General features: G+C 64.3%; 8 protein-coding genes. All 8 read right to left on the bottom strand.

The window, feature by feature from the left end; genetic code table 11:
- Nucleotides 1–2 precede the first annotated feature (2 nt).
- The gene (locus tag ACQ4WZ_RS02400) at nt 3–1,634 is read right to left on the bottom strand and encodes an ATP-dependent DNA ligase (protein ID WP_133989911.1); all 1,632 of its coding nucleotides are present in this window, start codon (nt 1,632–1,634) and stop codon (nt 3–5) included.
- Nucleotides 1,627–2,667 carry a ligase-associated DNA damage response exonuclease gene (locus tag ACQ4WZ_RS02395; RefSeq protein WP_101482288.1) on the bottom strand — a complete coding sequence of 347 codons (1,041 nt, stop codon included), beginning with the start codon at nt 2,665–2,667 and terminating at the stop codon, nt 1,627–1,629. Before ACQ4WZ_RS02395 ends, ACQ4WZ_RS02400 begins: the two co-directional genes overlap by 8 nt.
- A 92-nt stretch (nt 2,668–2,759) precedes the next feature.
- Nucleotides 2,760–4,448, bottom strand: a complete 1,689-nt coding sequence (locus tag ACQ4WZ_RS02390) for a RecQ family ATP-dependent DNA helicase (RefSeq protein ID WP_436572487.1) — start codon at nt 4,446–4,448, stop codon at nt 2,760–2,762.
- 103 nt (nt 4,449–4,551) lie between these two features.
- Complete coding sequence (locus ACQ4WZ_RS02385) at nt 4,552–4,950, bottom strand: MAPEG family protein (RefSeq protein WP_101482289.1); 399 nt, start codon at nt 4,948–4,950, stop codon at nt 4,552–4,554.
- 37 nt (nt 4,951–4,987) lie between these two features.
- Nucleotides 4,988–8,392, bottom strand: coding sequence for a hybrid sensor histidine kinase/response regulator (locus tag ACQ4WZ_RS02380; RefSeq protein WP_436572486.1), 3,405 nt, complete (start codon nt 8,390–8,392; stop codon nt 4,988–4,990).
- Nucleotides 8,389–9,513, bottom strand: coding sequence for a hybrid sensor histidine kinase/response regulator (locus ACQ4WZ_RS02375; protein WP_133989907.1), 1,125 nt, complete (start codon nt 9,511–9,513; stop codon nt 8,389–8,391). The genes ACQ4WZ_RS02380 and ACQ4WZ_RS02375 overlap by 4 nt, the downstream gene beginning before the upstream one ends.
- 106 nt (nt 9,514–9,619) lie before the next feature.
- The gene (locus ACQ4WZ_RS02370; RefSeq protein WP_436573850.1) at nt 9,620–10,228 is read right to left on the bottom strand and encodes a chemotaxis protein CheB; all 609 of its coding nucleotides are present in this window, start codon (nt 10,226–10,228) and stop codon (nt 9,620–9,622) included.
- Nucleotide 10,229: 1 nt separating this feature from the next.
- On the bottom strand, nt 10,230–11,075 hold the full coding sequence (locus tag ACQ4WZ_RS02365; RefSeq protein ID WP_166674712.1) for a CheR family methyltransferase: 846 nt from the start codon (nt 11,073–11,075) through the stop codon (nt 10,230–10,232).
- Nucleotides 11,076–11,119 lie beyond the last annotated feature (44 nt).

The raw sequence follows: 11,119 nt of genomic DNA, 5'->3' as shown, positions 1-11,119 counted from the left end.
GCTCATGCAGCGGTCGCCAGCATGGCCTTCAGGGTGGCCAGGGTATCCGCGTCGGCGATGGCCTTGTCTACACGCCGGCGCAGGATGCGGGGAAAGCGCACGGCGATGCCCGCCTTGTGGCGGCTGGAGGCGGCGATGCCTTCGAAACCGATCTCGAACACCATGGTTGGCTGCACGCTGCGCACGGGGCCGAATTTTTCTATGGTGGTCTTGCGGATGGCCGCGTCGACTTGGCCGATTTCCGCATCCGTCAGGCCCGAGTACGCCTTGGCGAAGGGCACCAGCTTGCGTTCCTCGCCATGCTCGCCATCCCACACGGCGAACGTGTAGTCCGTGTACAGCGACGCGCGCCGGCCGTGGCCCGCCTGGGCGTAGATCAACACGGCGTCGATGGCATACGGGGCTATCTTCCATTTCCACCAGGTGCCCACGTTTTTCGTGCGGCCCACGCCATATGCGGCCGAGACGGCCTTGAGCATCAAGCCTTCCACGCCGCGCGCCCGCGATTCGCTGCGGATGGCCGCCAGCGCGTCCCAGCTTGCCGCGGCGATGCGCGGCGACAGACGCAGCGTCGGCGCACCCACCTGCGCCACCAAGGTTTCCAGCAACGCACGCCGTTCCAACTGGGGCAGCTGGCGGACATCCACGCCATCCATTTCCAGCACATCGTAGGCGACCAGCACGGCCGGCAATTCGGCCAGCAGCTTGGCAGGCAGCGTCTTGCGGCCCATGCGTTGTTGCAAATCGGAAAATGGTGCCGGCACGTCGCCCGCCTGCCAGATGAGGATTTCGCCATCGAGCACCGTACCCTCCGGCAAGGCCAGCTGCGCCAATTCGGGAAACCGCTCCGTGATCAATTCTTCGCCGCGCGACCACAGCCAGTTGACGCCATCGCGGCGCAGCAGCTGCGCGCGCATGCCGTCGTATTTCCATTCGACCAGCCAGTCGGCAAGGTCGCCCAGTGTCTCCGGTGGCGCCTGCAAGGGGTGTGCCAGGAAGAAGGGGTAAGGCTGGCCGCCGCGCAACGCATGTTCGTCATCCGACTGCGCGCCGGTCAGCTTGAGGAAGCCCGCGCCCGTGGGGCTGACCTTGCCATCGGTCCAGCCCATCAGGCGCTGCGCGATCAGCTTGCTGTCCACGGCGGCGATGCTGGCGAGCGCGCGCGTCACCAGCAGTTTTGAGACTCCCACGCGAAAGCCGCCGCCGATCAGCTTGATCAATAGAAAACGTTCGCGCGTTTCCAGCTCGTCCCAGTACGCCAGCAGGGCCGCGCGGATGGTCTCGGGCGCCGCGCCGCGCAAGGGCGCGATGCGCTGCTCGACCCACTCGGCCAGGCCGATGTCGCTGCGCCTGGCGGGCGCGGGCAGGATCAGGGCGATGGTTTCGGCCAGGTCGCCCACGGCGTGGTAGGCCTCGTCGAACAGCCAGGCGTCGAGGCCCGCGCGTTCGGTCGCGTATTCGCGCAGTAACTTGGTGGGCACGGCCTGGCGCGGCTTGCCGCCGGCCAGGAAGTACACGGCCCAGGCCGCATTCTCGGGTGATGCGTCCCGAAAATAGGCTTGCAGCGCCGCCAGCTTGCGGCTGGTGGACGTGGTTTCATCGAGTTCCGCGTACAGCCGGGCAAATTCACGCATGGGTGACGTCCTCCGCCGCCGTGGAAGCACCAGGCGCACTGTCATCGGCTTCGTCATCGCCATACTCCGTCTCAAAGCCGCCCGCCTGCCAGCCATTCTGCTGCAGCCAGCGCACCATCACGGGTATCGAGCCGTGCGTGACGATGATGCGTTCGGCCTGCGTGGCCTGGATGGCTTGCATCAGGCCTGGCCAGTCGGCATGGTCGGACAGCACGAAACCCCGGTCCACGCCGCGCCGCCGGCGCGCTCCGCGCAGCAGCATCCAGCCGCTGGCGAACGCATCGCTGTAGTCGCCGAAGCGCTTCATCCACGGCGAGCCGGCGGCCGACGGCGGCGCGATCACCATGGCCATCTTCAAGGCCGCCTTGTCGTTGGCATCGCCCACCATCACGGTGGCCGGCAAGGCCACACCGGACTCGCGGTAGACCTGCGTCAATGCCTGCGCCGCGCCATGGCAGATAATGGGACCGATGGTGGCGTCCAGACCCGCCAGGATGCGCTGCGCCTTGCCAAAGGCATAGCAGAACAGCACGCTGGTGCGTCCTTCGGCCGCATTCCTGCGCCACCACTGGTTGATGTCGTCATGGATTTCCTGCGGCGCCTGCCAGCGGTAGATGGGCAGGCCGAAGGTTGATTCCGTGATAAACGTATCGCAGCGCACGGGCTCGAACGGTGCGCAGGTAGGATCGGGCTGCAGCTTGTAGTCGCCGGACGCCACCCAGACCTGGCCGCCGTGCTGCATGCGCACCTGGGCAGAACCGAGCACGTGGCCTGCGGGATGCAGCGAAACCTGCACGCCGTGGTGTTCGATGGTCTCGCCATACGCGAGACCCTGGATGGAAACGGCGCCCAGGCGCGCCTGCAGCACCTTGACGCCGTCGCTGGCGCACAGGTAATGCCGGTGGCCCACGCGCGCATGGTCGGCATGCGCATGCGTGATGATGGCGCGCTCGACAGGGCGCCACGGGTCGATGTAGAACTGCCCCGGCACGCAATACAAGCCTTCCTTGCGCACCACTACCATGTCCGCCATGCCCAGCTCCCTACGTTAAAAAAAAACCGCGTTGGAATGGGCTGATTCTAGCGCTCTTTCGCTCGATCACTGTTCGACAGCGCACAATGGATTCAAGCCGGCGCGACAAACTCGGCCATGAAGGTGCGCGTGGTGTTTTCCGGAAACGCAATCGTGACCTGGTCGCCCGCCACCAACAGGACGGTGCCGACCTGGTAACGGGGCACGCGCACGCGGCTGCCCACGGCGAGCAGGGGAGACGTCGACTGCGCCTGAGCAGGCGCTGGCGGCAACTCGTCCAGGGTGATGGGTGCGGCCAGCGCGGGCGGCGACTGGCAATTATCGCAAGTGCAACAGCGTTTGAAATCATCCGCATCACCAAAATACTCGAGCAGCAATTTCCAGCGGCAAAAGCCGCTTTGTGCATACGCCACCATCTGCTCGAGCGCCTGCCTGTCGCGCTCCTGCTTGTCGACATAGATGTGCGCCAGTTGAGCGTATGACAGCGACTTGGCCGTGGGCGCTTTCAGGCTGTAGCCCAGCTTGCGGTCCTGGCGCAGCAACTTGCCGTCTTTCAACAGTTTCAGGCAGACCTTCAAGTGGCCATCGGAAAACTCCGGCAAGCCCGATGCCAGCGCAGCAAAAGCGAAGGTGGCCGGCAGCTCTTGCGCTGCCGCGACGATGGCGGCCAGTTCGCCTTCCGTGGGATAGTGCTTGGCCAGGAAGAATTGCTGGACCCGCTTGTCTTGCTGGAAGTACAGCAAGGTACAGTCGGCGGGCAAGCCATCTCGCCCCGCCCGGCCCGATTCCTGGTAGTACGCTTCCAGGTTGGCCGGCACCTGCAAATGGATCACGAAGCGCGTGTCGGGCTTGTCGATGCCCATGCCGAAGGCGTTGGTGGCCACCATGATGCGGCGTTCGCCGCCCATGAACAAGTCCTGGTGGAGCTGGCGCTCGCGCGCCGCCAGCTTGCCGTGGTAGCACGTGACGCTCTCGCCCACATCCTCCAGCCGCGCCGTCAGATCCTCGACGGCCTTGACGGTGGCCGCATACACGATGCCCACGCCGGGTGTCTCGCGCAGCAGACGCAAGACTTCATCCTGTTTTTCTCCGGCATTGGTGACCTGGATCACGCGGTAGCGCAAATTGGCGCGGTAGATGCCCGTATTGATGATCTGCAGCTTGCGCGCTTCCAGTTGCGCGTCGATATCGGCCATCACTTCCCCTGTGGCCGTGGCCGTCAACGCCAGCACGGGCGGGCGGCCCAGCGCGCGCAGGACGGCGGCAATTTCCAGGTAGGCGGGACGGAAGTCGTGGCCCCACCGGGAAATGCAATGGGCTTCATCGATGACGACCAGGCTGGGCGGCGCGGCGCCCAGCAGGGACAGGAAGGCGGGATTGGTGAGACGTTCCGGTGTGCAAAAGATGATGAGCCGGCCACCCTGGGCTATGCGGGCGATGGCGGCATCGTCCTCGGCGCGCGACAGGCTGCTGTTGAGCTGCACGGCCGTGATGCCCAACTGCTGCAGCTTTTCCAGCTGGTCTTTCATCAGCGAGATCAGCGGCGACACCACCAGGGTCGCGCCGGGCAACAGCGCGGCGGGCAGCTGGTAGCACAGCGATTTGCCGCTGCCGGTGGGCATGATGGCCAGGGTGTCCCGCCCGGCCAGCACGCTGTCGATCACTTCCTGCTGGCCCGCGCGCAGCCGCGCCACGCCAAATACGGAGCGCAGCAGGCGCTGGATCTTGCGCTGCCGGGCGCTGCCCGACTCTTGCGTTGCGGAAGTGGTGCTCGTCATCATGGTCCGGTCCCTGACATGCCGGCGCCAGCCGCCAGCTTGCCCTCACTTTATGGCCGGGCCCGGCGCACCGCCATAGGACGGCTGCTACAGCCCGCGTAGGACTTCAGGAAGCGAACAGGATGGCCCAGAAGACCATCAGCAAGCCGGCAATCGACACGCACCACACCAGCGTGCGCACGACGGGCACGCCAAACGCGTACAGGGGCAGGTAGAGCACGCGGGCGGCAAGGTACAAGGCCGCGCCGTACAGTGTCAGCGCGCTTTCCTGCGCCGTGACATGGGCGATCAGCACGGCGGCAGCAAACAGGGGCAGGGTTTCAAACAGGTTCGCCTGGGCCCGCTGCAAGCGGCCCGTGATCTTGCCCACGGGAGGCCCGTCGCCGTCGCGCGCGCTCACGTTATACGCCGTGCCGGTTTCGCGCGTGCGGAACAGCGCGGGCAGCAGGATTTGCACCAGCGCCAGCACCAGAGTACAGCCCAGCATGGTCAGTTCAGGAGTCATGTGTGTCTCTGCAGGTAAGACAGGCAGGCCGTGCCCGTCAGGGTTGGTCGAGTGCTGCTTGTAATTCCGTCAAATCATAGGGTTTGCGCAAGACACTGGCGGAAAAGCCCAATTCATCCATTGACTCCTTGCCATAGCCCGTGGAAAAGATGATGCGCATGCCCGGCTTATCGCGCAGCACCATGCGTGCCAGCGCGATGCCGGACATGCCGGGCAAGCTGACATCGGTAAACAGGATATCGAAGTCTTGCTCGTTGAGCAATTCCCACGCCGCCTCGCCATCGGAGACGCCGCTGACCGTGTGGCCCAGCATGCCCACCAGCTCGCACACCATCAGCTGGGAATCGAGATTGTCTTCCACCACGAGTATTTTCATCGATGTCGGCATGTCACCCTGCGGTACCAAAGCGTGGCCCGTCAAATCGAGCCCTGGCGTGCCGCTCCCCAGCACGCTGGCCGCCGTGCTGCCGTTTGCCGCAGAGCTGGCCACCGGCGCGCCGGACCGTTCAAACTGGCGCGCACGCATTTGCTGCTGGCGGTTGGCCAGCACATGGCGCAGCTTGCGCGCCAGCTCTTCGCGCCGGTAAGGCTTGCTGAGCAATTCCACCCCCGCGTCGAGCCTGCCCTCGTGCACGATGATGTCTTGCGCATAGCCCGAGGTGAACAATACGGCGATGTCGGGCTGCAACTCGCGCGCCTGGCGCGCCATTTCCGTGCTGCTGACGGGACCCGGCATGATCACGTCCGTAAACAGCAAGTCGATCTGCGCACCGCTGTGCAGCACGGCCAGCGCGCTTTCGCCATCCTCGGCTTTCAGCACCGTATAGCCGAGCGCGCCCAGCATGTCGACCACGGTGGTGCGCACGCCCACGTCGTCTTCCACCACCAGCACCGTTTCCGTGCCGCCCGTGACGACGCCGCTCAATTCCAGTTCCTCGTCCGCTTCGGCCATGAGGGAGCGGGGCAAATAGATTTTGACTCCCGTGCCCACGCCAGGTTCACTGTAAATGCGAATATGGCCGCGGCTTTGCGTGACGAAACCATATGCCATCGACAGGCCCAGGCCCGTGCCCGCGCCTTCCGGCTTGGTGGTAAAAAACGGCTCGAACGCGCGCTGCAGCACGGGACCGCTCATGCCGCGGCCTGTGTCCGTCACCGACAACATCACGTACTGGCCCGCCGGTACGTCAACAAGCTTGTGTACATACTGTTCGTCGAGCACCACATTGCCCAGCTCGATGGTCAGCTTGCCCACGCCATCCATGGCGTCGCGCGCATTGATGGCCAGGTTGAGGATGACGTTCTCGATCTGGCTGCGGTCGACCAGGGTATTCCACAGCCCGCCGCCGCCCACCAGCACGATGTCGATCGCTTCGCCCAGGGCGCGCCGCAGCAGCGCATCCATGTTGCGCACCACGCGCGCCAGGTCGGCCACCACGGGTTTCAAAGGTTGACGCCGCGCAAACGCCAACAGGTGCGACGACAGCTTGGCACCCCGCTCGACGGCGGCAATCGCCGTGTCCAGGCGCTGGCGCATCAAGCCATCCGTGCCCGTCAGGTGCTGCAGCAAATGCAAATTACCGGAGATGATTTGCAGCACATTGTTGAAATCGTGCGCGATGCCGCCCGTCAACTGGCCCACGGCTTCCATCTTTTGCGCCTGGCGCAAGGCATCTTCCGCCTTGGTGCGCTCACCCACTTCCTGTTCGACACGGTGTTCCAGCGTTTCGTTCAACTCATGCAACGCCTTTTCCACGCGGCGCCGGTCCGTGATGTCCGTCTTGACGGCGATCAAGGAGCGCGTTTGCCCCTGCTCGTCCAGCAGGCGGCTGACATTGCTCGACACCCACACTTGCGAGCCGTCGGGCTTCAAATAGCGCTTTTCCAGCGAGAACGACTCGCCCGTTTCCACCAGGCGCTGGAACAGCACGCTGTTGCCAGGCACGTCCGCCGGATGCATGATGTCGTTCATGTTTAGGCTCAGCAGCTCTTCTGCGGAACGCCCCAGCATGCGGCACAGGGCCCCGTTGACGCGCTGGAAACTGCCATCGAGGCCCAGCTCGGACAAGCCCACGGAGGCCTGGCCGAAAATGGCCGACATGCGCTCCTGGCTGGCGTTGAGTTCATCCTCGATCTGGCGCCGCTCCGTCACGTCGAACGACACGCCCACGTAGCGGCGCTGGCCCGGCACGCGGCCAGCCACCACCTCGCCCTGGCGCGCAATCCAGCGCAACGCACCATCGGCAGGGCGGCGGATGCGATATTCCACGTATTCGAGAGGATTGGGCGCCAGATCAAGCTTGCTGGGTCCGACCTTTTGCTGGTCGCGCGCATCGACCAGGCTCACCAGCAGGCGTTCCGTCACTTCCTCCTCGTCGGCAAGGCCCCACAGGCGGCGGAAGGTAGGCGACACCAGCATCGCGCCCGTCTCGGGGAACCATTCGAAGGTACCGATGCCGCCCGCCTGCTGGGCCAGGCGCAGCCGTTCCTCGGCTTCCATGCGCTCGGTGACATCGATGCCCTCGACGAGGATGCCCGTCACCACGCCCTCGTCATCCTTGATGGGCTGGTAGATGAAATCGATCTGGCGCTGGCCCGTGCGCCCGTCCGCCGTCTGCAAATCCACCTTCACCTGCCGCCCTTCGTAGGGCTCGCCCGTGCGGTAGACCTGGTCGAGCAGTTCGATGAAGCCCTGCGACTTGACTTCGGGCAAGGCCGATTCGACGGTTTTTCCCAGCAGGTCCAGTTCGAGGCGCCCCACCAGGCGCAGATAATGTTCATTCGCCAATTCAAACACGTGCTGCGGCCCGCGTAGCAGGGCCATGAAACTGGGCGCCTGCTGGAACAGGGCGCGCAGCAGCGCGCGCTCCTCGCCCAGGCGGCGGTTGGCCGCGCGCACGGCCTCGCTCTCCTTCTGCAAGGTGGTGTTGAGTTGGCCCAGCTCGGCAGTGGCCAGCTTCAGCTGGCGCCCCTCTTCCATGCGCGCCGTCAATTCCAGCGCCGTGCACAGCACGCCGTCCACCTGGCCCTCGGCGCCATGCACGGGCGCATAAAACAGGTCGAAGCAAACATCCGTCGCTTTTCCATCACGCAACAGCGGCAAACAGCGCTCGCGGTGCACCTGCGTCTCGCCACGCAGTCCCGCTTCGAGGATGCGCGCGTTCCAGTCCCAGATTTCGGGCCAGACGGCGGGCACCGTGCCGCCCAGCGCCGCCGGATGGCGCTCCCCGGCGATCTGGATGTAGTCGTCGTTGTAAATCATGACGTGCTGCGGCCCCCACATCAGCACCATCGCCATCGGCGAATTGAGCATGATGTCGACGCTGGTGCGCAAATTGGCCGGCCAGTCTTCAAGCGCGCCCAGGCTGGTGGCGGACCAGTCATGCTGGCGCACCAGCTCGCCCATACTGCCGCCGCCGCGCGGCCAGGCTGGCGCGCTCATGTGGCCAGTCCCGCTTGCACGCGCACCTGGCACTGGCGCGGGATGCGCACCGTCGCCACCGTGCCCTGCGTGGCCGTCGAACTGAGCTCGACAGTGCCACCATGCGCCTTGACGAACATGTTCACCGTGTACAGGCCCAGTCCCAGGCCCTGCCCCGTCCTGCGCTTCTCGCCCGCTTGCTGGAACGGTTCGAACAGGGTCGGCAGCAAGGCGGCGGGAATCACGCCACGATTGGCAATGCGCAACTCAATACTGTCGGCGGCGCGCCCATCTATCGACAGCTGCACCGGCGTGCCCGCCTCGCCATGGGTGAGGGCATTGCACAAGAGATTCGAAATGACTTGCGATAGCAAGCCGGCATCGCATTGGCCGTGCAGCTCGCCAACACTGCTGACTTCGACAAGCGGGGCCTGGCCGGCCGTCTCGAATTCCTCGACGATGGCGCGCGCCAGCACCTGGTAGTCGTGCGTGCTGCTGCGCAACTCCATCGTGCCGGAACGGATGCGCGCCAGGTCCAGCAGCTGGTCGACCATGCGCGCCATGCGCTTGGCGCTGCTTTCGATGCGCTGCGCCGTGACGATGACCTTCGGGTGGTCGCTCATCATCGGCAACAACATGGCGCCATTCATTACCACCGACAGGGGGGTGCGCAAGTCGTGGCCCAGCACGGCCGTGAACAGTTCATTGAGGTGCAGCGCATGCTTGAGTTCGTCGAGCTGGGCCGACAATTCGCGTTTCTGCTGGTACAGCTGCACCAGCACCGCCACCTTGCTTTGCAAGGCTTTCACGTCGATGGGCTTGTACAGGAAATCGACGGCACCCGCCTCGTAGCCACGGAAACTGTAGCTCGGTTCGCGCGATGCGGCCGTGAGGAAAATCAAGGGTATGCCGCGCGTGCGTTCGCTGCCGCGTATCAGTTCGGCCAATTCAAAACCATCCATCTGCGGCATTTGCACGTCGATCAGGGCAAGTGCAACTTCATGCGTCAACAGCAATTCCAGCGCCTGCGCGCCCGAATCTGCTTTCAGGATGACAATACCGGGCCTTGCCAGCACGGCTTCGGCGGCGACCAGGTTTTGCGCAATGTCGTCAACGACGAGGATATGGATAGGGGCGGTCACGGAATCATCTTCAGGCATCGCAACGGCAAGATGCCATCGTGTTTCGATATAGACATCAACATTGTTTCACTTTTCACATATATTACACGCACTGCTCCACTCCCACTCACTTGTGTTCGCCATCAACGAGCAAGGCCAGGCTGGCGGCCATCTGCGGCAAATCGAGCACCCGGTCGGCGCCGGCCCGCTTGAGCGCGGCGGCCGGCATGATGCCACAACTGGCCCGCTGCGGATCTTGCACCCAGGCGCTGCCGCCCAGCTGCCGCACGCGCGCCAGTCCCGCCGCGCCATCGGCCGAAGCACCCGTCAGGATGATGGCCAGCATGGCGCGCCGGTAGGCATAGGCAGCCGTTTCCAGCAAGACATCGATGGACGGGCGCGAAAAATACACGGGTTCTTCCTGCGACAGGGAAAAACAGCCATCGGGTTCGATTTGCAGGTGGTAGTCGGGCGGGGCAAAATACACAGTGCCGCCTTGCAGGGGCTCCTTGTCTTGCGCTTCGCGCAAGGGCAGCGCACAGCGCTCCGCATACAGCTGTGGCAAGCGGCTGGAGCGGCCGGGCGCCAGGTGCAGCACCACCACCACGGCCGCGCCGCAGGTGGCGGGCAAGGCGCGCAGCACGGTGCCCAGCGCTTCCACGCCACCGGCCGAGGCACCTATGGCGATCAGGCGCAGGCCGGCAGGGGGTGGCGCCACTTCGCAGGTCGGCAACATATCAGGCACGCTGGAAGATGCGTTCAGCCGGGCTCAGCTCGTTGAAGCTGGACGCATGGCGGCTAAAGTGCAGGCTTTCCTTCATGCCCAGGCCCAGGAAACCCCGGTTCACCAGCGCTTCGTGGAACAGGCCCAGGCTGCGGTCTTGCAAGTCTTTATTGAAGTAAATCATGACGTTGCGGCAGGAAACCATGTGCACCTCCGAAAAAACGCTGTCCGTCGCCAGGCTATGGTCGGCAAAGACGAACTGGCGCCGCAGGCGCCGGTCAAAGATGGCGCCCTTGTAGGCTGCCGTGTAATAGTCGGACAGGGAGCGCTTGCCGCCCGCCATCTGGTAATTTTCGCTGAACTGGGCGATACGCTCGACCGGATAGATACCCGCTTCGGCAGCGGCCAGCGCCTCGACATTGATATCGGTCGCATAAATCATGCTGCGCTCCAACAAGCCTTCCTCTTCCAGCAAGATGGCCAGCGACCAGACCTCTTCGCCGCTGCTGCAACCGGCCACCCAGATCTTGATGGAGGGATAGGTGTGCAGGACGGGCACGACTTTTTCGCGCAAGGCGCGGAAATACGCGGGATCACGGAACATCTCGCTCACTTGCACCGTAAAAAACTGCAGCATCTGCGCAAACATGGCCGGCTCGTGCAAGATGCGGTCCTGCAACTGCGACAGGCTGGCACAGCCGAAGCGCTCCATGGCCTGGCGCATGCGCCGGCGCAACGACGCCACCGAATAATCGCGGAAATCGTGCTGATATCTCAACAAGATTCCTTCAAGCAATAACTTCAGTTCGATATCGAAAATATCATCGTCTAGCAATTTGACATCCACCCTTCTATGCATGCTGCATCCCCTGCCGCGCACCACTTCGCGGGTACACGAGGCCA

The sequence above is a fragment of the Janthinobacterium darwini genome (assembly GCF_051380905.1).
Lineage (GTDB): Bacteria > Pseudomonadota > Gammaproteobacteria > Burkholderiales > Burkholderiaceae_D > Janthinobacterium.
This window is presented reverse-complemented; position numbering and strand designations above follow the sequence as displayed.